The sequence below is a fragment of the Stieleria magnilauensis genome, assembly GCA_007753675.1.
In the GTDB taxonomy this organism is placed as follows: domain Bacteria; phylum Planctomycetota; class Planctomycetia; order Pirellulales; family Pirellulaceae; genus Stieleria; species Stieleria magnilauensis.
The window spans coordinates 7,612,218-7,636,981 of the sequence record CP036432.1 but is presented as its reverse complement, the minus strand read 5'-3'; the positions used below and the strand labels follow the sequence as shown (position 1 = coordinate 7,636,981).

Sequence of the window (24,764 nt, the reverse complement as noted above, 5' to 3'; positions counted from 1 at the left end):
GACCGTGCAGATCGATAGACTAAACGATGCCGTCGACCGCCCGGTAGGGCAGTGGGGACCGCCCACTTGGAGAGCGGGGCCATCCTGACGTTCACAATCGAGATCCTGAAACGCGCAGATTGACGATGACAACTATTTTGGTCGTGGACGATTCACGTGTCGATCAGACGCTGGTCCAGGGGATCTTGTCGAATCATCACGATCTGGAACTTCGCTTTGCCGGACACGGCGTCGAGGCGATGCAATCGATCCAACAGCAAGCCCCCGACTTGGTGGTCACCGATCTGATGATGCCTGAAATGGATGGCTTGCAATTGGTCCGTCGGATTCGACAGGACCGGCCGGAAATTCCGGTGATCGTGATGACGGCGATGGGGTCGGCCAGCAATGCCATCGAAGCGTTAGAAGTCGGCGCGGCGAGTTTTGTCCCCAAATTACAGTTGACCGAACGACTGTCCGATACCGTCCGGCAAGTGCTGATGCTCAAGCAAGCCGTCCATCCCTATGGCGGCGTCGTCCGTTGTCTCTCCGATGCCGAGTTGACGTTTCATTTGCGCAGCGACATCAATCTGATCCCCCAATTCGTCGACTTGGTCCAAAGGACCACTTCGGGGTTGGCCATTTGCGATGCGACCGAAGCGATCCGCATCAGCCTGGCACTCGAAGAGGCGTTACTCAACGCATTGGTGCATGGCAATTTCGAATTAACCGCGGAAGTGGCCAGCAACGGCATCAACCCGTCCAGCGACGTGTTTTGCAATCGGTCCGACGAACCGCCGTACTGCGATCGCACCATTTTCGTCCGACTCAGTGTCTCCGGCGCCGCGATGAAATTTGTCATCCGAGATGAAGGCCCCGGCTTTGATGTCGCTCAACTACCCGATGAAAACGATTTGTCGCCCTTTGAAGGCGGCATCGGCCGCGGCATTCGACTGATGCGTTCATTCATGGACGACGTGTCATTCAATGCCAAGGGCAATGAAGTCACGCTCGTGAGAGACTTTCGATCCACCGCCGACGGTTAGCCAACCCGATGGAACTCGACTAATCACCCGATGTGCTGCCACCCCATCATCCGACCGAAGTGATGCCGATGATCAAGCTACGCCGAATACTCACCGTGATTGACGTTGAGACGTCTGCGGATTCACCGCTGACCGATGCATTGGCCATGGCGGCACGCAACCAAGCGGAATTGCATCTGCTACACGTTGTGGCCAAGCACGCGATTCCACGCTTCGGCAGCGAGAAACGTTTGCACCAGGCCCGCGAAAAACTGGTCGCTCTGCAAATCCCCAACGATCAGGTTACGGTCAAACGCGACATTCGACGCGGAACGCTGACCGATTGCATCTCCGGCTATGTCCGCGATCACGGCATCAACATGCTGTACCTTGCCCCGGAAGGCGTCGGCGCGACGGACAAAAAGGAGTTTCGTTCGATCGTCAATCGCGTGCTCGACGTGGTGACCATCCCGGTGTTGATCAAACCCTTCGAAAACCAGGCCCAATCGGGTCAGATCCATCGCGCCGCCGAGGTGGTCGAAGCCCTCGGCGACGAGCCCCGGACCGGCCAGCACCATCAAACGCTCGTCCAGCTGCGCGAGGCCGTTGAAGCGGAATTGCAATTGCCTCGCGAACAAGCCGAACGCCTGATCGCACAAATGGAAACGCGAGGCATCTTGACCTGGACGGAATCGGCCGATGGCGACGACCCGGAGAAGCATCTCGGACACTGGCAGGTTCACGTGGAGAAAACCGAGGACGCCCCCGCGTCGGTCAAGGCTGCCGAAGACTTCGCCGAAACGACGACGGCGATCAGCTTGCTGCGTCGAGCGATCGAAGCCGAAGCCACCGACATTCATCTCGACCCGCTCTCCAAAAATGAATACGTCGTCCATTTTCGTGTCGACGGAAAGATGCAGCAGTTCTGCACCATGCATCAGAACATCGCGTCTCAAGCGATGAAGCAACTCAAACTGATGGCCAACGTCAGCTTGTCGGATCCCTTCCGGCCCTCCGAAAGCCGCCTGGAGCTGCCCGATTCGATCTCGACCCACGAGGTCCGCATCACGACGGCACCGGTCGCCCAGGGCGAAGCCATCGCGTTGCGATTGATCGATTATGAACAATCCCGCAAACCGCTCAGCGAGCTGGGGCTTTCCCAAAATTCCTTCGCCTCGGTTTACCGCATGCTGCATCGGCGGTCCGGAGTCGTTTTGATTAGCGGCCCGACGGGGGCCGGCAAAACGACAACGGCTTACTCGATGCTGAATGTCCTGTTTTCGGAAAAACAAAACATCATTTCGATCGAAGACCCGGTCGAATTGATCGTTCCGTTCATGAGACAGATCGACGTCGATCAGCGGCACGGATTCACGATGCAGGCGGGGCTGTCGACCATCTTGCGGATGGATCCCGACGTCGTCTTCGTCGGCGAGATCCGCGATCGTGAAGGCGCCAAGGTCGCGATGCATGCCGCGTCCTGTGGAAAGCGCGCGTTCAGCACGATTCACCGACGCGACGTCTCGTCGACGCTCTCGGCGATGCAAGATTTCGAAATCGATCCGACCACATTGGCGAGCAACCTGGCCGGCGTGATCACCCAACGACTGGTCCGTCGACTGTGCACGCATTGTTGTCAGATCAGTCCGGTGACGAAGCAAGAGCAAGCGCTTTTCGAAGCCCACAACCTGGTCGTGCCGACGACGATCGCCCGACCCCGATCATGCGAGCACTGTCGCGGCACCGGTTACAAAGGCCGAGTCGGAGTCTTCGAAGCCGTCGTGATCGATGACGAACTGATCGACGCGATCCAGACTCGCAAACCGGAATCAGAGATCCGATCGATCATCCGCGCCGGCGGGGCCGGCCTGGTACGAGACGCGTTGATGAAGGTCCGTGACAAAATCACGTCGATCCAAGAAGTCCAAGACATGAGTTGGATGACCGAAACGATGCCGATCGAAAGCCCGGCGGAGAACAAAAACGATACCTATCAACGCGGCGCACCGTTTCTTCACCTGCCCACCCGTTGAACCGAAAGCGGATCTCTTCGCGTGGCGGGTGCGATGCCGCCAACCCCCTCTAATGACGGACAAGGCCCCGATTGGGCCGGCACCTCAAAAAGGTTGCGTAAACTCCCTTTAGACGGCTATACTGCGGATCGATGCATCGCTCGGGCCAACGGATTGATCCCGCCCGGGTCCCACCTGAATCATCCCACCACTTACCCCGGCCTGATCATGTTGACGATCAAGGGTCCTTCCAGTCGCTATTGCGACGGACGAAACCGGCGAAGCTTTCTAAAGATCGGCGGCCTGTCCTTCGGCATGGGCGGCTTCTCGTTGGCCGACCTGTACCGCGCCGAAGCTTCCTCTCCGTCTCCTCGATCACACAAATCAGTGATCAACATTTTCTTGGCCGGCGGTCCACCGCACCAAGACATGTGGGACATCAAGACCGAGGCACCTAGTGAAGTCCGGGGCGAATTCCAGCCGATCAACACCAACGTGCCCGGCATTCAGATCTGCGAGGTGTTCCCCAAACTTGCCGCGTTGATGGACAAGTCGGCGGTCATTCGCAGCGTCGTCGGTTGCCGCGGCGGACACGACGGGATGCAATGCTTTACCGGTTGGGAAGGCAACTCGTTGAAGAACCTCGGCGGCCGTCCTTCGATCGGTGCGGCTGCGGCGCGGTTGTTCGGCCCGGTCGATCCCTCAGTGCCGCCCTTTGTCGGCCTCGCCGCGCCGACGCGTCACGTCCCCTGGTCCGACTCCGGTCAAGCCGGTTTCTTGGGGTCGGCCTATTCGCCCTTCAAGCCCGACGGGCCGGGCATGCAGAACATGACGCTGAAAGGGATTTCATTTGATCGGTTGCAAGATCGCCGCCAGTTGTTGAACGAACTGGACACGATGCGCCGGGACATCGACATCAGCGGGGCGATGGAAGGTATGGATGCGTTCGGCCAACGCGCACTCGATGTGCTCACCAGCAGCAAGTTGGTCGATGCGTTGGACCTGTCCAAAGAAGACCCCAAAATCGTTGCCCGCTACGGCGACGGCAAACCGTACAACTATCAGTACGACGGAGCCCCGACGTGCAACGATCAATTGCTGGTCGCGCGCCGGTTGGTCGAAGCCGGCGTCCGTGTCGTCAGCCTTAGCTACGGGCGTTGGGACAGCCACGGCCAAAACTTTGACCTGGTCCGCGACCACGGTGGCAAACTCGACCAGTGCCTCAGTGCGCTGGTCCATGACTTGGACGAGCGGGGCATGTTGGACGATGTCGCGATCGCGGTCTGGGGTGAATTCGGACGCACTCCCAAGATCAATGCCAACGCCGGACGCGATCACTGGACCAAAGTCAGTTGCGCATGGCTGGCCGGCGGCGGGTTAAAAACCGGTCAAGCCATCGGTGCGACCAATCGAATGGGCGAAGAGGCGGTCGAACGCCCGGTCGACATGCAAGAGGTCGTCGCGACGCTGTACCACACCCTGGGCATCGACACCCACTCGACCACCATTGCCGATCCGACCGGACGCCCGCAATTTCTGGTCGACAGTGATCCGATCGCCGAGTTGATCGCATGACCCCCACCAATCCCCAAAGCTTCCAGCTTGCGATCCGAGCCCTCGCTCTCCTCGCAATGCTCTGCTTGCCCGCCCTCCATTGCGTTGCCGACACCCTACAGATCGACAATACCGAAGGCGCCGCTGCCACCGAGTTGGTCGGCACCGACGCTCGGCTGCAACTGATCGTTTCTCGATCTGAATCCAACGGCCTGACGACCGACTGGACGCGGCAGGTGACATTTACAGCTTCGCCCGACGGTTTGGTTTCGATCGATCCGAGCGGATTGGTCACTCCGCTGGCCGACGGGACCGTCAATTTGTCAGCGACCAGCGACGATGGCGCAAACGCCACCGTGACGCTGGTCGTTTCCGGCACCGGCCAGGCTCAACCGGTCAGCTTTTGCGGACAAGTCGTTCCGATCTTTACCAAGTTGGGATGCAACGGCGGCGGATGCCACGGAAAGATCGCCGGTCAAAACGGGTTTCGGCTTTCCTTGCTCGGTTTTGAACCCGGCGAAGATCACAAACGATTGGTGGCGGAATCTCGCGGGCGTCGTGTTTCGTTGGCCTCGCCCGATCGCAGTCTGTTGTTGATGAAAACGATCAACGCGATGCCACACGGTGGCGGAGCCCGGACCGATCGCGACTCGCACGAGTACCGCGTCCTGCGGCGATGGATCTCACAGGGAATGCCCTACGACCAAGGCGAAATCCGGACGGTCAGTTCGATCCGCTGCTATCCCCAAGTTCGCCGAATGGCAGGCGGCAGCGAGCAACAACTCTCAGTGATCGCGACGTACAGCGATGGTTCGGTCGAAGACGTCACCCGAGCGGCGGTCTACGAATCCAACGACACGCAAATGGCGGAAGTCAGTGCCACGGGATTGGTGCAAACCGGCCAGTTGGTCGGCGATGTCGCCGTGATGGCCCGCTACCAAGGTCACGTGACGGTGTTCCGCGCCGAAATTCCCTTGCGAATTGAGATGCCTTCCGAGTCGATCGCCGCCGATGGTGATCCGGCCGCACCCGAATCGGTCAACGTGGTGGACCGGTTTGTCCGCAAGAAACTCCACTCGCTCGGAATTCCCGCGTCGCCGCCATGCGATGACGCGACGTATCTTCGACGCGTGACGCTGGACCTGACCGGTCGGCTTCCCACCCTGGATGAAACCAACACGTTCCTTGCCGACGACGCGGCCGACAAACGCGCCCAGACGGTCGAACGCTTGTTGGCGAGCGACGATTACGCCTCGTTCTTTGCGCGCAAGTGGGGCGTGATCCTGCGCAACCGACGCACCGGCGGTTCGCTGCAAGTCTCGAACATGCTGTTTCATCATTGGTTGAAGGAGTCGTTCCGCGACAACAAACCGTACGACCAACTCGTCGACGAATTGCTCACCGCCAGCGGCTCGCTGTTCAGCAACCCCGCGACCGCTTGGCTATCGCAAGTCACCGACCAGAACGAACGGGTCGAAGACATCAGCCAATTGTTCCTGGGTCAGCGGATTCAGTGTGCACGTTGCCATCACCACCCGTACGAGAAGTGGAGCCAAGAGGACTACGCGAGAATGTCGGCGTTCTTCTCGACGATCTCAAAGAAAACACAGGGCACCGACGTCACATTCGTGACCCGCATCGCCGCACCGTCGGCCAAACACCCGAAAACGGGCCAGAACGTGTCGCCGGCCGGACTCGATGCCGAAGCAATTCAGACCGATGCGGCGACCGACCCGCGTGGTGACTTGAGTGACTGGGTGACGTCGCCAGAAAATCCGTTCTTTGCCAAAGCACTCGTCAATCGGTACTGGAAACACTTTCTGGGACGCGGATTGGTCGAACCGGAAGACGACATGCGCGTCACCAATCCGCCGTCAAATCCTGAACTGATGGATGCCTTGGCGGCATCGTTTGTCGAATCGAATTACGACTTGAAAGCGTTGATCCGGTTGATCTGTCACTCCGACGTTTACAACGCCTCCTCCGACGCGCTCGCCGACAACGTCATCGATCGTCGCAGCCACTCGCGCTACTACCCCAAACGCTTGCAAGCCGAAACGCTGCTCGATTCGATCGATGTGGTCACCGGAGCGTCCACGGCGTTCGCCGGGATGCCGGCCGGAACACGCGCCGTCGAACTGCCCGACACCGGATTCAATTCGTATTTCTTGTCCGTGTTTGGTCAGCCCGATTCGAAGACGGCCTGCGAGTGCGAGCGATCCTCGGAGGCGAATCTTGCGCAAAGTCTGCACCTGCTCAATTCAGAAGAGATGCAGAAAAAGCTGACGCATGACCAGGGACGAGCCGCCGCGTTTGCCGCCGACACTTCACGGCCGATCGAAGCCAAGATTCGAGAACTGTACAAGCTGGCGTTGAGCCGCGAACCGAACGACGGAGAACTCAAGTCGACGCTGAGCTATCTGGGGGAACGCGAGAATCAAAAAGAGCCCTGGGAAGATTTGATCTGGGCCTTAGTGAACTCCAAAGAGTTTTTGTTCAACCACTGATGCCCCACCCATCCAATCCTTTTTTCGCCGATCGGTCGCGCGGCGACCGGCCTTACGTTTGCCGTGTGTTGGTCGCCCTGCTCGCCATGATCTGCATGGCAGGCGGCAACGTTGATGCACAGTTGCCCGTGATCGGACTCCGGGCGCTTTCCCAATCGTTCTTTGCCCCCGGAGCATCGTACGAGGTCACTATCGCCGAAGGTGCAAACACGGAAGAGGTTCGCGAGCTTGTTTTCTCGCATCCGGGCATCACGGCGACCTTGTTGAGCGGCCCGGCCAGACCGTTGACCAAGATCGAAGCACCGCGTTACGGAAGCTTCAGTGTGACGGTCGCCCCCGACGTTCCCGTAGGACGCTATGAAGTCCGCGCGGTTGGCCGCTTCGGGATCTCCAATCCGCGCTCGATTGTCGTTCAAAAAGAGATTCGCATCGTCCCCTCGGTGGGCACCGATCCGTCGACGGCAACTGCCCTGGAACTTGGACAAACGCATTGCCGGCGCGTTTCGCCACAGCGACGAGATTTCTATGCGTTCGACGCAGTCGCCGGCAAGCAATACAGCATTCGGGTGATCGCACAAGCCATCGATTCCCAGCTGATCGGCGCCGTCTCGGTCGCCGATGCCAAGGGGCAAACGCTGGAAAGTGCGATCGGCAGCGACCATTCGGACATGCAACTCACGCTGACGGCAACCGACAACGGCCCGTTGACCGTCGCAGTGCACGACGCATTGTTCCGGGGCGGTGCAGCCTATCCCTACGGTTTGCTGGTGACCGAAGGCATCCAGACACAGCCCGACTTGCAACCCGAGTTCCCCAAATCAGTCAGCGTGGTGACGCGGGATACGGTCGAAGTCGACGAAACCGATGTCCCCATCGAACTGACGGTCCCGGCGTGTGTGGAAGCCGACTTTGATTCGGCCAGCGACACCGATCAATACCTTTGCAAGTTGTCCAAGGGCCAACCGGTCTTCATCGAAGTGGTGTCCGATCGGATCGGCCAGCCGACCGATGCGCGGTTGATCATCGATCGATCGCTGGTCGACGCAGCGGGAACGCAGACCTGGCAACGGGTCGCAACCGCCGAAGACGGCCCCAATCTGTCGGACTCCGTCATCCGATTTGCCACGGGTGATCCCGTGCTGCGTTTCCAACCACCCGAAGACGGCGACTATCGAATCACGGTCGCCGACTTGGACACGGGCCAATCACTCGGCGAACGCCAGCGGTATCAACTTGCCATCGGCCCACCCCACCAGGATTGGCAACTGCTGGCCTATCACGTCTATCTCCACAAAGACCCCAAGACGTCTCAACCTTCGGGAACGCATCTGATGCGCGGCGGGGCGACGACGATTCGTGTCTTCGTGATCCGGAACCAGATGTCGGCGCCGATTCAGGTTTCGATTCCCCAGTTGCCTCCCGGACTGGTTTGTCGTCCCGCCTGGATCGCGGCCAACCAAAACCACACCGACTTGGTGATCACCGCGACGGACCAGGCACCGACCCAACACAGTCCCTTGCAAGTGGTCGGCGAAGTCACCCGTGACGGGCAAAGCGAAACGCGACAGGCGCAGGCGGCATCGGTGATCTGGCAACAAGACGGCTATCGCCCCACCGCACACACGCGTTTGACCGATCCATTGAAGGTCGCGTCATCCGATCTCGACACCTGTCCGCTCAGCATCGCCCCCGCCAGTCAGGACGTGGTGGTGGCGAAAAAGGGAACCAAGGTCACGGTCCCCATCAAGGTGACACGTCGCGAGGGAGCATCCGAGGCCGTCGTCTTGAGGGCTCAACACCTGCCACCGGGCGTCAGCGCCGGTGACCTGACGATCGCCAAAGACAAATCGGAAGCCGAGTGGACGATCGATGTAAAAAACAACACCGCCGTCGGCAGCTACTCGTTCTGGGGCCAGGGCGAAACGAAGGTCAAGTTCTCCGTCAACCCGCAGGCACTGGCGCGCGAAACCCAGTACCGCGACACCCTGAAAACCATCCGAGCCGATCCCGACCGCTCCGGCGATCATGCAGAAATCGACAAGGCGATCGCGGAAACGGACAAGCGGATCGAAGCGATCAAAAAACAGGTCGCCGCCCGAGATTTTACCGTCTACGTCCCGATGAGTTTGATCACACTAGAGATTCAGTAAGCCGAGCGTGGATTCGGATTGGAGCTCGTCGTAGCGTTTACTTTGGTACTGAGGGAGTTAGCGGAACGGCGCGAGCCGTCCGGTATGACCTTGAAAGACCGGAGGGCTCGCGCCCTGCCGCTAACAAGAAAACACCCCGACTGGTGTATAAGTAAGTAGCATTGGCGCCAGCCTTCGGGCCCCACCCCTGGGACGACGACGCTCCTTCAGCGGCATGAGGCCCACACCCTCCCTCTCCCTCCCACCCCACACACCGCAATGATGCGTGCTTCATCGCTGCCTCTCGTCTTCTTGCTCTGCTGCCTTGGCTCCGCGGCGTTTGCCGAGCAAACCGATCCAGACCAGTCCGTCAGTTTCGCACGTGACATCGCTCCCATCTTGCAACGCAACTGCGTCGCCTGTCACCGCGTCAAACAAGCCGAGGGTGGGTTGTCGCTGGAGACACACGAGGCGATCCAGGCCGGCGGCGACAGCGGATCGTTACTCGTGGCCAAGCAACCCGATTCGAGTGCGTTGTATCTGCGCGCCAGCGATGACGACGATCCGATGCCACCGGACGACAACACGGTGGGCGCCAAACGATTGACACCGGAGGAACTTGCGTTGCTGCGGACCTGGATCAACGAGGGCGCAATCTTGGACGCACACTCCGTTGACAATGCGATCGATTGGCAACCCATCCCCGATTCGATTCGCAACAGCTATTCACTCGCCGTTTCACCGGACAACCGCTTGGTCGCCGTCGGGCACGCCAATCGCGTTGAACTGCGCGATGCACAGTCCGGTCAGCACGTTGGAAATCTGATCGACGAAAGCCTTCCCCAGCCCGGCGTCGCGGACTTTGACGTCGTCCAAGCCATCGCATTTTCCCCCTGGGCCGATCGCATCGCCACCGGCGGCTACCGAACCGTTCGAATCTGGAAACGACAACCGACCGAGCCCGCCATTCCGCTCGCCCTTCGCCACGCATCCGGGCCAACCACCGTCAGCCCCGACCGGGGTTCGGTCGCAGTCGTCAATGCCATCGGTGACGTCGAAATCTGGCAGACCGCGTCACAGGAATTGCGGCACACGCTGCCGAGTCTTGGACGGGTCGCCGGGATCACCTGGTCGCAAAGCGAACAACTGGTCGTGGGATACGAAAGCGGAGACATTGGCATTTACGGTGCTCAAGACGGAGCATCCATCGCACGGCTGAAGCTGGATCATGCCATCGCTGCGGTCGCACAGAGCCGTGACAGCAACTTCGTCGCCTCCCTCGGCATTGACGGTCAAGTCCGGTTGTTTGACGGTGACCAACCGCATCCCTCGCAAACGATCGATGCGATCAGCGATGCCACCTCGATTGCGTTTTCCGCTCCCGGCACCTTGGTCGTCGGCACCGCATCGGGCGTTGTCAAACTGATCGACGCAGCGTCTGACAAGGTTGTGCTTGAACTTGCCCACGGTTCGAGCATTCAAGCACTCGCCATCGACAAAGCGGGAAAGACGCTCGTCACCGGTGGTAGCGATGGGATCGCAAAACGCTGGGACCTCGCTGACGGAAAACTGATGCAGACGTATCTCGGTGACCGCCAATCGCAGCTTCAAATCGCCTCGCTGGACCGAGACGTCAAACGCGAACAGTCGTGGCTACAAACACTCCAGGGCAAGACGAAAGAACTCAATCAATTGCTGGAAAAGGAAGAAGCGGCGTTGGCCAAAGTGACCGAGGCTCGTGAAAAAGCGGTCAGAGAACTCGATGAAAAAGCCAAGCAGCGAGACGAAACGGCCACGCAGATCGCGGGCACCGAAAAAAACATCGTCGAGGCCCAAGCGAAGATCGACGCAGCGACGCGGGCCGCTGCGGATGCCGAAGCCTTGATCGCCAAGAATCAGGCTCAAATGGAAGCGTTGAAAACCGCGTTGCAACCGCTGGAACAACAATCCGCGACGGCCGTCACGCAAGTTCAATTGGCCCAGGCGAAAGTCGACGAAGCCAATCGAATGCTGGCCGCCGCGAAACAGTCCGCCGAGGTCATTGCAAAGCAAGTCGAAGCAAAGAAAACCGAACTGGCCAGCGTCACGCAATCCAGCGCCGTCGCCGGTGAAACCCTGACGAAGTCCAAAGCGGCGGCGGCTGAATCGGCCAAGCAACTCGAATCCGCCAAAGCAACACTCACCAAACAGCTTGAGTCCCTTGCCGCGGTGGAGAAAGAGGTTGAAAAGAAACAGGCCGACGCAGCCGAGCGAGAGCAAGCTTTGGTGACGGCAAAAAAGACGCGTGATCGGGCGTCTGCGAATCTGCCCAAGCACCAAGAGATTCTGCGGAAGCGAAACAATCGTCTGACGGATCTAGAACATCGCCACGCCAGCGCCGTGGATCGCCAGAATCAATCCGCCGCGATCGCATCCATCGCGTTGTCCGACGACGAGTCGTCGGTCGTCGTGGTAGACGTCGATGGCGGCGCGCGGACCTATCAATTGACCGATGGAAAGCCGCTGGAACGGATCCAGTTTGCCAACTCCACAGGCTCCGACGTTCTCGCCGACGCCTACTTCCTGGATCAACATCAGCTGGTCGTCCATCGTCGCAGCGGACCTCCCCTGATGATTGATCGACGGCAGCGATGGATACTTGAGCGAACGATCGGTGGGCTTGAGTCCGATCTTATTTCCGACCGCGTGACGTCATTGGATTTTCGCGGTGACGGGCAATCGATCGCGATCGGCAGTGGGACACCCAGTCGCCGAGGACAAGTGTTGATCGTCGCCACGTCCAGCGGTGACGTGTTACGTCGGTTCGACGATCTGCACAGTGATTCGGTGTTGTGTGTTCGTTTTTCGCCCGATGACCGGCTGCTGGTGACCGCATCGGCCGACAAGACGATCCGATTGTTGGATGTGCAGACCGAAGCAGTCGTCGGCGCACTCGACGGACACACCCATCATGTCCTCTCGGTGGCCTGGAAACAGGACGGTCGCCTGATCGCCAGCGGAAGCGCAGACGGAACGATCAAGACATGGGACGTGGAAACCGGCCAACAAAAACGCACCATCGGCGGATTCCCCGATGAAGTCACCGCGGTGGAATTTGTGGGCGACAGCACACGCGTGGCCAGCAGCTGTGCCGACGGACAATTGCGGATTCACGAAACCAACAACGGCGGTGCGGTCGCCGCGGCGGCAGCCCCGGGCGATTTCCTGTTCACGCTCGGGATCAGCACCGATGCGGGGCGCGTGTTTGCCACCGGACAGACCGGCGCTGTCCACGTCTGGCAAACCGAAGGCTTAAAACCCTCCGGGCAATGGTAGCCGTCGGACGGAGGACTTCCAGAACTCTCATGCTTCGGCCAAATTTGAATTTAGGGTTGTGGTTGTCGAGCGTGAGAAGGGGCAGGCTGTCGCTTGCGGAGCGATGAAAGGAACTCTGAGCCCACGGATAGCAGCGCGAACCCGCGGATTTTCTTGCACCCTGCCATCCGTGGGTTCGCCCTGCCATCCGTGGGTTAATCTTTGCGAGGGTGGGTCCGGGAAAACTGCTCGAGTGCTTCGTCCGGACTTGAGTCCCATGGCGTAGCCGAGGAACGAGATGACGCACGGCATGTCGGCATTTGTTATCTTCAAGATCCCCTCCCTCTCCACAGGATTGCCCCATGACGTCACCACAATCCCCCAAGCCCTCGCGTGTCTCTCGGCGGACCTTTCATCAAACCGCGGCGGCGACGTTCGGGGCGGCCGCCGGCTTTCACTTCTTTCCCGCGCTGGCCGACAAGAAACTTGAAAAACCGACGCTGGCGGCGATCGGTGCCGGCGGCAAGGGATTGTCAGATATCAACGGTGCCGCCAAGGCAGGGTTTCAGGTCGTATCGCTGGTGGACGTCGTCGATGCACGACGTTTGGCGGATCTTCCGGGTGACAAGAAAGCTGCCTCACGTTTGAAAAAACTTTCCGGCGTGCGAGAGCAATACAGCGACGCTTCGTTCTATCGCGACTACCGTGAAATGCTGGCCGACGTGGGAGACAAGGTCGATGCGGTGACCGTCTCGACGCCCGACCACCACCACTTCCACGCCTCCGCGATGGCGATGCTGGCGGGGAAACATGTCTATTGCCAAAAACCGTTGACGCATGGGATTTGGGAAGCACGGATGCTCAACGAACTGGCCACCCGAACCGGCGTCAAAACGCAAATGGGAAATCAGGCCCACGCCAACGACCACATGCGACGTTGCGTCGAGCTGGTCCGCGCGGGCATCGTCGGCAAGGTCCAAGAAATCCACGCCTGGACCAACCGACCGATCTGGCCGCAAGGCTTTGCCATGCCGCCCGCAAAAGAGCCCGTCCCCGATGCGATCGATTGGCAACAATGGTGCGGGCCGGCTCCGTTTGTCGATTACAGTTCACGCATTGCACCCTTCGCCTGGCGCGGATGGTGGGACTATGGAACTGGCGCCCTTGGCGACATGGCCTGCCACATCATGGACATGGGTTTCTGGGCGATGGATGCCAAATCGGCGCGCAGTGTTCGGGCCACCCAGGCCGGCGCCACCGATCTTTCTCCGCCGATCAACTCGGTCTTGAAATGGGAATTTGATGCGACACCGTATTCCGCCAAAGACGGGTTCGCGTTTCACTGGTACGACGGCTACATCGACGCCAAATTTGATCGCCAGAGTTGGCAATTGATCAAGAACGGTGACGAGTACAACCATCCCAGCAAAGAAGTCTTGGGGGACGTCGATTTTTCACGCTATGGAAGCGTGATCATCGGAGACGCTGGCAAACTGTTCTTCAATCGATCCCGCAACAATTGGGTGTTGGAAACGGGCGAGTCGATCGATGGGTTTGATTGGCCGGCCCCGTCGCTGCCGCGGGCCAGCGGACAAAACAGCTACGTCGAATGGATGGACGCGGTCTCCGGAAAGATCGATCAAGCCGAATCGCACTTCGGCCACTCCGGTCCGATGACCGAGATGATCTTGTTAGGCGTGATCGCCCAGCGCAACCCCGATGAAACACTGCAGTGGGATTCCCGATCGATGACCATCCAAGGACGCGATGACCTGAGCAAACTGGTCCGCCGCGATTATCGCCAGGGCTGGGAATCACCGGTTTAGCAACACCCGCCGGTCCCTCACGCGTCCCGCTGACATCTCAGCACGCCGCGTTAGCCAGTGGCGCGTGACACAACCCCACCGAGGCCTGCAGGCTTCATTGGTCCAGGGTCAATTGAAAGTACGCGACGTCCAGCCAGCGATCAAACTTTCGACCGACTTCGGTGAATCGGGCGACTTCCTTAAAACCGAGCGACTTCTGAAGTTCCATGCTGGCCACGTGCTCAGTGCAGACCCCACCGATCAAGACATGAAACCCGAGGGAGGACGCGCGTTCGATCAGATCCATCAGCAGCGCCCGCCCGATCCCGCGTCGATGCCACCGGCTGTCGATGTAAAACGAAACTTCGGCGGTTTCGGAATACGCCGGGCGGGGATGCCACTGAGACAGCGAAGCCCAGCCGACGACGGTCCCGTCGACACAGTAGACCGTCACCGGATGCCGCTCGCCGTGCGCCCTCAGCCAGGCCAGCCGATCCTCGATCGATTCAGGATCGGTGTGAAACGTACACGTGGAAGTGCGAACGTAGTAGTTGTAGATCTCGCTGATGGCGGCCGCGTCGGAGTCCGCCGCAAGCCTGATCAATGCCTCCATCAACTCCCTCGGATCGTCAACGTCTTATAGAAACGGAAAAAGCAACCAAGGACTCGCTGTCCCCTACGGCAAAACCGAGCCGCGCCGAGTCACTAAAACTCTTCGATAATCTCATTGCCGCGACGTGTCGCCAGGGCGTCATAGAGTTCGGCGTCGATGTTCTCGGTGATCGCTCGGACGGATCCGTCGCAAAGGGCGAATTGGCAGAGCCCGACGTGGGGAGCGGCGAGACCTTTGTCATCGCCATCTTTCTGGTTGGGTCGAAATTGGGTTTCGAACAGCACCATGTGTCCGTGATCGTCGTCCAGTTCATCGATATCACGAACCGCCGCACTCCAAGCGTTCTCAAACGAACTGTGACCTCCCGCGGTCGTTTGGCTCAATGGGATCGGTCCGTTGTGTCGTTCACCGAACGCCAGGGTGTTGGACAGTCCATCGAGGATGGCCGCCACCCGAGTCCGGCTGTTGCGATAAAAGACGCCTCGACTTGCGGTCGGGGTATCGTCCAGGTTGGTCGATGCATCGGCAGGTCCCCAGTTGGCCGCGTAACTGGCCGCCGCGTACTTCTCGATCGGGTCGGACGACTCGTCGCGGATCACAAACGCATCGGCTGAATACGTATCGCTGGGGCACAAGAACACTTCCAACGGGATCTCTCGAGCGTCTTGATTTTCGGGGGCCCAAATCGGTCGGTTGTAATCAAACAACACCGCGACTTGCCCCTGTTCCAGTTGTGGCAACATCGCCGCTCCCCAAGCCAGTCCCATGTGGTTGGCCGGCTGAAGGGGAGTTCCCTGAGGGCCGGGCTTGTGCAAGTAGCCGGAGGGAAACACTTTGAACGTCGCTTCGTAATTATGGAGCCCGAGCGCCAGCTGTTTTAGATTGTTCTGACACGACATGCGCCGAGCGGCTTCCCGCGCCGCCTGGACCGCCGGCAGCAACAATCCGACCAGGATTCCGATAATCGCGATCACAACCAGCAATTCGACCAGGGTGAACGCAGACCGACGGGGCGATGCTTGAGTCATGTCGTTTCAATCGCAAAGTTGGACAATGGCGGGGAATCTGGCGGCTGAATTTCCTCAGCGACTGAACAGATTACTCTACAACCACGACCAGTTCACCCATCCGGTAGACGACATTTTCTGAAACGTCAAATGTGTGGCCTGCCGCGTCCATCGTCCATTCCGTGAGCCGGATTTCGCTGTCTTCCTCCACGAACAGCGTCTGTATTTGGGGCGGCAACGTTGCTTCGTATCCGCCTTCCTGACCGTTTTTTTCCAAAGTCAGAGTCAATGAGTCGGTGTCGACGGTCAGGCGAAGGACGGGCGGCGATGGACCGACATCCCAGGATTCCCACCGACCGTCGTCGGTTTCCGAGAGGAAGTGAACCGTCAATCGTTCCGGAAACCCCTCGACGATCTCCAAATGTGGCCCCAATGGAACGGAACGCGTCGCTGGCTGGTTCGCCGAAGTCGGCTCGCCCCGCCAGCGCAAACTCACGACGTGTCCTCCGTGTGGAGCGGGCCAATGGCGGTGGCCATGGGCGTGGGGATGCGTGTGAGCGCCACTGAAGTTCTCGCCATGGTCGTGGTCATGGCGATGCGGATCACCGTGAAGATGTTTGTGATCGTGCCGCAAATCCGACTGGGTATCGATGACGACCACCGGTTCCGGCGGCGCGGACGTGCCGCAGCCGGTACAGCCGATCAACAGGGTCCAAACCACGGCGGACCAAACGACAGGGATGCCAGCGGCGGTGAAGCGTTTCATGACTCGATTGTATGGCATCACCAAGTCGTTGCCGATCTCCCGCGGCAGCGTGACTTCCCCTTTGCCGCCGGTCCGCTAGGCTATCGGTCCCTCCGCCACCCCCAGCCTGCCGTGCTCGACGACTCCTATCACCTGCTGTTTCCTCTCGCCGCCAGCGTTCTATTCGCTTGTGGCCTGCTTTTTCTAAAACGGGCAACCCTCGAAGGGGCCAATCCGTGGACCGTGTCCTTGGTCGCCAATCTGTGGGCGGCGACGCTGTTTTCGGGGTTTTGGTTTCTCGAAAGCGAACCGGTCAACGTTTGGTTGCTCTGGCAACCGGCGCTCGTAGCGGTGTTTTACATCAGCGGCCAGATGGGGACGTTTTTTGCGATCACGCACGGCGATGTTTCGATCGCGGCGCCGCTGTTCGGCATCAAAGTATTGTTGGTGGCGATTTTGGCGACGTTGATTGGTGGCCAAAGTCTGCCGACGGCGATTTGGTTGGCGGCCACACTGGCGACCATCGGCATCGCCCTGGTTCAGTGGACGGGGTCGGGCACGCACAGCCGCATTGGCTACACGATTCTCAGTGCAATGGTTGCCAGCACGTCGTTTTCGATCTTCGACGTACTGGTCCAGCGGTTCTGCTCTTCGCCGACCGCGGCGTGGTCATCGGGGCGTTTCTTGCCGATCATGTTCTGGTTCGTCGCGAGCTTCTCGACCGTCTTTTTGGTCGGCTTTCAGCGGGAAAAATTTGCGATCCCGGCGGTCCGGCGGTCCCTGCTGATCGGCGGGCTGCTGATCGGTTTACAGGCGTTGTGCATCGTCTTCACCCTGTCCGCCTTCGGCGACGCACCGCGGGTGAACGTGGTTTATTCGATGCGGGGCATTTGGGGCGTCTTGCTGGCCTGGGGGGCGGCGTTGATCTGGGGCGGCAGCGAAGCGAATTTATCGCGAAAAACGATGGTGTTTCGCCTCGGCGGAGCCCTGTTGATCACGATTTCGGTCGTGATCGCGATTCTGTTTGGATAAGACTCGCAAACGCTCCAAGCTGCATCTCATTGCGTTAAATCCGTTATCTTTTAGGCTAACGGTCCGAATCCGTTTCACCTCCCCCCTGACCGAGATCTTGACGCATGAAAGCGATGCTGTTGACCGAATACAAACACTTGGAAGTCACCGAAGTGGACAACCCCACGGTCGGGCCGAAAGATCTGCTGGTTCAAGTGAAAGCGTGTGGCATCTGCGGCAGCGACATCCACGGGTACGACGGCAGCAGCGGACGTCGGATTCCGCCCTTGGTGATGGGACACGAAGCGTCCGGGATCGTTGCCGAGATTGGCAGCGAGGTGACCGGCTTTGCCGTCGGCGATCACGTGACGTTCGATTCCACCGTTTCGTGCGGCGATTGTTTTCATTGTCGCCGCGGCGAGATCAACCTGTGCGACAACCGCACCGTCCTGGGCGTCTCGTGTGGCGAGTACCGCCGTCACGGTGCGTTCGCCGAACTGGTCTCGGTGCCCCAACACATTTGCTACCGCTTGCCCGAAGAGATGCCGTTTGAACATGCCGCATTGATCGAAGCGGTCTCGGTGGCCGTCCACGCGGCCAACCGAACGCCGGTTCAATTGGGCGACACGGCGGTGGTCGTCGGCAGCGGTATGATCGGATTGTTGACGATCCAAGCAATCCGGCTGGCCGGCTGCGCCCGAGTGATCGCGGTGGATTTGGACCAGGACCGCTTGGACGCCGCGTTGTCACTGGGGGCCGACGTGGCACTCAAGGCCGACGAGGTCGATGTCGCCGAAGAGGTTCGAAAATTGACCGGTGGCCGCGGCGCCGACGTCGCCTTGGAAGTCGTCGGCGCCAGTGCGACGATCGACACCGCGATCGCCTGCCTGCGCAAAGGCGGCTCGATCACGCTGGTCGGCAACCTGGCACCTCGTGTTGAAGTTCCCTTGCAGGCGATCGTCACCCGAGAATTGAACGTTTTTGGCACATGTGCCTCGTGTGGTGAGTACCCTGCGTGCATTGAATTGATGCGGAGCGGCGCGATTCAGGTCGCACCGTTGATTACCGCGACGGCAACACTCGAAGAAGGCCCCGAATGGTTCTCGCGTCTTTATGCCGGTGAGAAGGGTGCGATGAAGGTGGTCATTCAACCGGGCGTGTCGGCGTAGTCTCTCCCCAATTTATCCCTCCCAATTCTTCCGATCATGAAACGAATCTCCGCGCTCCTTCGGCCGTGCTTCGGCCTCGTCCTGATGTCCGTCCTGTTGCTTCCTCAGGTCGGCAAGGCGGTTGAAGTCGAAACGGCCGATGACATTCAGCTCTATACACTAAAAAATGCCAACGGCATGACGGTGCGAATCACCAATTATGGTGCGATCATCATGTCCATCGTGGTCCCGGATCGCGAAGGAAACATGGCCGACATTGCACTCGGTTATAACGACATCGCCAGCTACACCAACGCCGTGGACAAACCCTACTTTGGTGCCGTCGTCGGTCGTTATGGGAATCGAATCGCGAAAGGCAAGTTTACGATCGACGACCAAGAGTACTCGCTGGCGATCAACAACCCGCCGAACAGTTTGCACGGCGGAATCATCGGCTTTGACAAAGTCATCTGGAACGGAAGCGTCGACGAGGAAGCCAACGCGGTGACGCTGACCTACCTGGCCAAGGACGGTGAAGAAGGCTACCCGGGAAATCTAAATTGCTCGGTGACCTATCGGTTGACCGACGAGAACGCAATCGAAATCGATTACTCGGCCACGACCGATAAAGCGACGCCGATCAACCTGACCCAGCACACGTACTTCAACCTCAAAGGCGAAGGCGAGGGCACGATTCTGGGCCACGAACTGATGATCAACGCCCGCCGTTTCACCCCCGTCGATGCAACCCTGATCCCGACCGGCAAGACCCCGGCCGTGCAGGGAACCCCGTTCGATTTCACAACCGCAAAACCGATCGGCCGCGACATCGCCGCTGAAAACGAACAGTTGAAATTCGGCGGCGGTTACGACCACAACTGGGTCCTGGACAAGGGCGGCCAAACCGGCGAGATGACGTTGGCCGCGACCGTTTACGAACCCAAGAGCGGACGGGTGCTGGAGATTTCAACCACCGAACCGGGCATTCAGTTCTACAGTGGAAATTTTCTCGATGGACGACTGACCGGAAAGTCGGGAAAGAGCTACGTCCACCGCGGCGGCTTTTGTCTGGAAACCCAACACTATCCCGACAGCCCCAATCAGCCGAACTTCCCCTCGACGATCCTGAAACCGGACGACGAATACGCGACCAAGACGATCTTCAAGTTCTCGACGCGCTGAGGTGAGCTTGAATCGCGTCTCGCTCAATCGACACTGAGGGGCGCCGCTCGCGCTGGCGCGAACCGGCTGATAACAAACGATGATCAGCCGTTTGGCGCGAGCCTACGGGCCCCATAGGGTGGCCAGACTGCAACTTGCGGAACGACGAAACGATGACGGGGCCCACGGATGGCAGCGCGAACCCACGGATTTATTGCACCCTGTCATCCGTGGGTTCGCGCTGCTATCGGTGGGCATAATTTTCGATGGATAGCCCGGTAAGATTGCTGGAGGGCTACCGCAAAATCAACCGTAGCCAGAGCACTAGGGCAACAACCAGGGCGTGACTTGGTTTTTCATCTGGTTTCGCACCGGCAAGGCCAACGGGTTCTGGTAGTCCGGGGGACGCATGGATTTATCGTCCGGACCGATGTCGGCTTGTGGAAAGGGGTCGTGGACGACTGCGTTGGCTTGCTGGTAATTCATCGGCCCCGGCGGAGCCACCCAGCCGCGGTTGACCAAGCTCTGACAGCCCGTCAGGCCCGTCATCGTCAAGGCAAGACCCAAACCGCCACAAAGGCATCGTCGAATTAATCGTGCGTCCATCGTCCATCCCCTCATGTGGCGTAAGCTTCCAGCTTGCGAGCGTGGCGTAAGCTTCCAGCTTGCGATCCGTAGTGTCAGCTTCCAGCTTACGAGCGTGGTGTCGGCTTCCAGCTTGTGAATTCTTCTTCAGCCAATGGCAAGCAGGATGCTTACCCCACTTGGGGCGAGCAGGATGCTTACTTTGCAGCGTACCGAAACCGTCCGGCCCGGCGGTAGACCAATTCATTTGTTCTGGCGGCGGTAATGCTGGCTGATCGCCAAGATCGCGACCAGATACATCGTCCCGAACAGCAGCGGCGCGATCTCAGGCCACCAGGCCATCAGCGGAGCAACCAGAAAAAACGCGATGCCCGCCAGAGCCGAGCCGCCCCAGATGTGACCGGCCATCGCCACAAAGGCAAATCCGCTGAGTGCCGAGGCGAGCGGGAACAACGCGGAATGATTGATGCCGCCGATGACCAACAAGATATTGATGACCGCCAATGCGCTCAGGTAGCCCAGCCAGATCGACCAGACCGGGCGTTCGGCGATACTGCGCGGCGACAGGGCCCCGTCGCGGGCTCGATAAATCGTTCCGATGATCAGCGCGAACATCGTCAATCGCGGAATCCAATAGGCGATCGATGGTGGAAAATTCATCTGCAGCAAGACAAAAATCAACACGTGCGTGACGAAGATGATCACCCCCAGCAACAGCAGCGTGCCGTGCCAATGCATAAAATGACCTTGATGCTGGTCACGTCCGATCTCGCGGGCCACCCGTTCGATCAAACCGCTGCCGGCCGCCTTGATGGTGTCACCGGCAAGAAAGCGATCCAGATCGTCGGCCAGTTCGTCGGCGGATTGGTAGCGACATTCCGGTTCGTACCGAATCGCTTTGAGACAGATGTTCTCCAGATCGCGTGACAATTGCGGACGGTAGCTGCGTGGCAAACACGGTTCATCTTGCAACACGCTTCGGATCACTTCGGCCGGGTTGGAGCCCTCGTGCGGTGGCACGCCGGTGATCAGTGCGTAGAGCATCGCGCCGAGAGAATAAACGTCCGAGGCGACTCCCGATCCCGCGTTACCGGACGCCTGTTCGGGACTCATGTAATTGGGAGTCCCCAACACCTGTCCCGTCCGTGTCAACATCGTCCCCTCGCGACTCCACTTGGCCAGCCCGAAATCGGTCACCAACGGTCGGCCTTCCTGGTCGATCAGAATGTTGTCCGGTTTGAGGTCACGATGCACGATCCCCGCCCGATGCGCGTAGGCGACCGCTCGGGCGATCTCGCGGACCAGTTCGGCGGCGCGGGTGTCCGCCAATGACTGGTCATTGACAAACTGCTGCAACGTCGGCCCGTCGACCAATGTCATTGAAAAGTACTCGTGGCCGTTCCACGTCCCGATTTCATGGATCGAAATGATCCCCGGATGATCCAAGCGGGCCGCCGATTCGGCTTCCATGCGAAACCGTTTGCGTTCTTCCTCGCTGGCCAGCACTCCGTTGCTGATCAACTTCACCGCGACCGGGCGATCGAGTCCCGTCTGACGCGCACGGTACACAACCCCCATGCCTCCGCGAGCGATCTCGGATTCGATCCGGTACGATCCGATCTCCTGACCACACAGCGACAGGATCTGCGGCGGCGGCGTCTCGCCCATCCAGTGATGGTTGCGAAAAAAGCTACACAGCTCGTCGGCATGCTGTGGGTAGCGTGCCAAATAATCCGACGGGTCGGGCGACTGCCCGTCTTCGAGACGCTGCAGATACTCCGCCAAGATCTCGTCCAAGGCGTCATCGCCTTCGATCGGGGTGTCGTTCGGATTGGTTTTGTCGGTGGCCATTGGGCAACTATAACTGAAAGCCGTGATGGCATGCACAGCATGCCCTACCAGCTACGCTTAGCATCGCAGCAAGTAGGTGATGCTGTGCATCACATTCGGCCACGCCCTCTTAACGTTCGCCGTGATGGCATGCCCCGCACCAACCGAGGGCTGCCTATTCCACCTTCGCCTCGGCCACCGATTTCAGGTACGCCATCAAATCCAGCACTTCGTCTTTGCTATACTGGTCCATCAACGCCTTGGGCATCATCGATGTCGCACTGCGTTTGATCAGCTCGATGTCGTCCTGCAGGATGATCACCGGTTCTTTGGCTTCGGGGTTGGTCAACAACGTGACGGTGTCGTCATTTTCATCGACCACGATACCCGACAGAGTCTTACCATCGACGGTCAGAATGATCTGCATCGCGTACTTGCTGTCGATCTTATGCGAAGGGACCAAGATCTCGCGTAGGATCCCCAGGTGATCGGACTTCCATTTGGTGTAGGTATCGGTCAGTTCGGGTCCGACCGCGCCGCCGACGTTGTTGATCTTGTGGCATCCCACGCAGGAGGCTTCATTGAAGACTTTCTCGCCGATCTCCGGTGATCGGCCGCGAAGGTCCGCATCAAAGTCGCCGGCGAAATCTTCCAGTGTCCACGCTTGGACGAACGAGCGGGTGCTGCCGAGAGGATTGGCCGGTTCGACCGGATTCTGGTTCCAGGCATCCAGGTCGTCGACCACGACCATCACGCCGTACATGCGATACCAGTGTTGCGGAAACGTGCAGACATACGGATACTCGCCCGGCTCCGACGGAGCGGTCAGGGTGATCCGTGTCGAGTTGTCTGGCGCAACCATCTCGCTGGCCGCGATGACGTTGGGAGAATCGGGAACATACGGCAATCCGCCGCTGCCTTCGGGGCCGGCCGCCAACCCTGCCATCGCGACTCCCTTGAGTGCGCCCGGTTGGGTGATCACCAGGTTGTGCGGCATCAGGTCGTGGTTTTCCAAAAGAATCTGCACCGGACGCCCGGCTTCGACCGCGAAGTACGCAACGTCGTAACGCATCTCTTCTTCGACCGTCCCGATCTTCACGACCCGGACGGTGACTTCGCGAAGCCGGATCCGCAATGCTCTGGATTGCTGTGGCGGGATCTTCGTCAGCAGCCGATCGACCAACTGCATCGCATCGATGAACGCGTCGGTCGTCCGCTCGGCCGCCGGCGTGACTTCGGCGAACGCAACCAGGGCTTCGGCTGCCTCGAGTGAGCTGTCGGCTTGAAAAACGGACGGTGGCAATCGCATCAGACCGCGGCAGGCGGCGACTCGCGTTGCCGGATCATCGACCTGCGTGATCAATCGCTGGTAGGTGTCGTCTTGATCGGCGGGAATGCGGGACAACGCGTCGATCGCGGCGAGTTTGACGTCGAGCGAATCCGCTGATTCGAATTGGGACACTGCGTCGTCGCGCTGCGCCACTTTCAATTTCTTGTTGGGCAGTTTGCGGATTGCGGCCAACATGGCGATGGTGGCGTCGGCGTCCGTATCGGCGATCGATCGCGCCGTGTCCGTGTCGCCGGCGACGATCAGTCCCGCCAGCGCGATCGAACGCAGCGCGGGGTCGTCATCGCGGGCCAGCTCGGACAGCACGGGTTGGAGCGCCGTCAATTCCGCCGCGGGACGCTTCAACATCAGCCCGGTCAACAGATCGACCAACCGCCTCGCGTCCGGCGTGTCCATTTTCGACTTGGTGATCGTCGCCAGCATTTCCGCCGCAACCGTACTGTCTTTCAGTTTGGCCAGCGCCGCAAACGCTTCGTCCCGAATACCCGCCGCCATCGCCGGTCGCCCCACGATGGCTTCATAGACCGGGATGTACTTCTTGTCCTCCGTTGACCGAGGAACGAGCAACAATCGCTCGTCGTTGAGCCGCCCCAATTGATACGCGACGATGCGTGGCGACTTGTCCAAAAAGATTGTCGGTGGCTCGGCGTCCTTGGCCAGACAAGATGCGACGAAGGCGATCTGCGCGATGACGACAAGCAACAACAGGCGTGAGAGCAAACGCATGGTTTGGTTTGGAATGGTGTTGGTGGTGGTGTGGGGTGGTATGTTGGCGTGAGCGCCGGATCCCGAGGGATGTCGATTGATGCGGGAGGCAGAGCGATGAGAATGGCCACTGAGCCCACGGATCGCAGCGCGAACCCACGGATTTTCAGCACCCTGTCATCCGTGGGTTCGCGCTGCCATCGGTGGGTATGATTTGAGCTGGCTGGACCGGCAAAACTGCCGTAGTACTCCGTCCAGATTGAGAACCGGGGCTTGTTATCTTCAAGCCCCCCTCGCTCCCGACAG

At 59.5% G+C, this 24,764-nt stretch carries 16 protein-coding genes; 10 read left to right on the top strand and 6 right to left on the bottom strand.

Annotation, left to right across the window (positions count from 1 at the left end; all coding sequences use genetic code 11):
* Positions 1–125 precede the first annotated feature (125 nt).
* The 7 genes from TBK1r_RS27175 to TBK1r_RS27145 all read left to right on the top strand — a co-directional run bounded on the left by TBK1r_RS27175 (position 126) and on the right by TBK1r_RS27145 (position 14,326).
* Positions 126–1,025: an ATP-binding response regulator gene (locus tag TBK1r_RS27175; RefSeq protein ID WP_145218001.1), complete on the top strand. Its 900-nt coding sequence runs from the start codon at positions 126–128 to the stop codon at positions 1,023–1,025.
* 62 nt (positions 1,026–1,087) lie between these two features.
* Positions 1,088–3,037 (top strand): ATPase, T2SS/T4P/T4SS family, encoded by a 1,950-nt coding sequence (locus TBK1r_RS27170; protein WP_145217999.1) that lies wholly within the window; start codon positions 1,088–1,090, stop codon positions 3,035–3,037.
* A gap of 207 nt (positions 3,038–3,244) precedes the next feature.
* Positions 3,245–4,591 carry a DUF1501 domain-containing protein gene (locus TBK1r_RS27165; protein WP_145217997.1) on the top strand — a complete coding sequence of 449 codons (1,347 nt, stop codon included), beginning with the start codon at positions 3,245–3,247 and terminating at the stop codon, positions 4,589–4,591.
* On the top strand, positions 4,588–7,077 hold the full coding sequence (locus tag TBK1r_RS27160) for a DUF1549 domain-containing protein (protein ID WP_145217995.1): 2,490 nt from the start codon (positions 4,588–4,590) through the stop codon (positions 7,075–7,077). Before TBK1r_RS27165 ends, TBK1r_RS27160 begins: the two co-directional genes overlap by 4 nt.
* Entirely contained in the window at positions 7,077–9,227 is a 2,151-nt protein-coding gene (locus TBK1r_RS27155) for a hypothetical protein (protein ID WP_145217993.1), read from the top strand. The genes TBK1r_RS27160 and TBK1r_RS27155 overlap by 1 nt, the downstream gene beginning before the upstream one ends.
* A gap of 258 nt (positions 9,228–9,485) precedes the next feature.
* Positions 9,486–12,521, top strand: coding sequence for a WD40 domain-containing protein (locus TBK1r_RS27150; protein WP_145217991.1), 3,036 nt, complete (start codon positions 9,486–9,488; stop codon positions 12,519–12,521).
* Positions 12,522–12,862: 341 nt separating this feature from the next.
* Positions 12,863–14,326 (top strand): Gfo/Idh/MocA family protein, encoded by a 1,464-nt coding sequence (locus tag TBK1r_RS27145; RefSeq protein WP_145217989.1) that lies wholly within the window; start codon positions 12,863–12,865, stop codon positions 14,324–14,326.
* A 94-nt stretch (positions 14,327–14,420) separates the two neighbouring features.
* Here TBK1r_RS27145 and TBK1r_RS27140 read toward each other — a convergent pair whose 3' ends face one another.
* From TBK1r_RS27140 to TBK1r_RS27130, 3 genes are all read right to left on the bottom strand, one after another.
* A complete protein-coding gene (locus tag TBK1r_RS27140; protein ID WP_145217987.1) occupies positions 14,421–14,918 on the bottom strand; it encodes a GNAT family N-acetyltransferase in 498 nt (165 codons plus the stop codon).
* A 92-nt stretch (positions 14,919–15,010) separates the two neighbouring features.
* Positions 15,011–15,946, bottom strand: a complete 936-nt coding sequence (locus tag TBK1r_RS27135; RefSeq protein ID WP_145217984.1) for a DUF1559 domain-containing protein — start codon at positions 15,944–15,946, stop codon at positions 15,011–15,013.
* Between the two features lie 70 nt (positions 15,947–16,016).
* The gene (locus TBK1r_RS27130; RefSeq protein WP_145217982.1) at positions 16,017–16,421 is read right to left on the bottom strand and encodes a hypothetical protein; all 405 of its coding nucleotides are present in this window, start codon (positions 16,419–16,421) and stop codon (positions 16,017–16,019) included.
* A 57-nt stretch (positions 16,422–16,478) separates the two neighbouring features.
* On the opposite strand from TBK1r_RS27130, the gene TBK1r_RS27125 reads away from it, so the two are divergent.
* The 3 genes from TBK1r_RS27125 (at position 16,479) to TBK1r_RS27115 (ending at position 20,011) form a co-directional block, all read left to right on the top strand.
* On the top strand, positions 16,479–17,702 hold the full coding sequence (locus tag TBK1r_RS27125) for an EamA family transporter (RefSeq protein WP_419580446.1): 1,224 nt from the start codon (positions 16,479–16,481) through the stop codon (positions 17,700–17,702).
* Between the two features lie 104 nt (positions 17,703–17,806).
* Entirely contained in the window at positions 17,807–18,850 is a 1,044-nt protein-coding gene (locus tag TBK1r_RS27120) for a galactitol-1-phosphate 5-dehydrogenase (RefSeq protein WP_145217980.1), read from the top strand.
* A 36-nt stretch (positions 18,851–18,886) separates the two neighbouring features.
* Complete coding sequence (locus TBK1r_RS27115) at positions 18,887–20,011, top strand: aldose epimerase family protein (protein ID WP_145217978.1); 1,125 nt, start codon at positions 18,887–18,889, stop codon at positions 20,009–20,011.
* Between the two features lie 303 nt (positions 20,012–20,314).
* On the opposite strand, the gene TBK1r_RS27110 is transcribed toward TBK1r_RS27115, so the two are convergent.
* From TBK1r_RS27110 to TBK1r_RS27100, 3 genes are all read right to left on the bottom strand, one after another.
* The gene (locus TBK1r_RS27110; protein WP_419580445.1) at positions 20,315–20,596 is read right to left on the bottom strand and encodes a membrane or secreted protein; all 282 of its coding nucleotides are present in this window, start codon (positions 20,594–20,596) and stop codon (positions 20,315–20,317) included.
* 222 nt (positions 20,597–20,818) lie between these two features.
* Complete coding sequence (locus tag TBK1r_RS27105) at positions 20,819–22,426, bottom strand: serine/threonine protein kinase (protein WP_145217976.1); 1,608 nt, start codon at positions 22,424–22,426, stop codon at positions 20,819–20,821.
* Between the two features lie 154 nt (positions 22,427–22,580).
* Positions 22,581–24,479: a c-type cytochrome gene (locus TBK1r_RS27100; RefSeq protein ID WP_145217974.1), complete on the bottom strand. Its 1,899-nt coding sequence runs from the start codon at positions 24,477–24,479 to the stop codon at positions 22,581–22,583.
* Positions 24,480–24,764 lie beyond the last annotated feature (285 nt).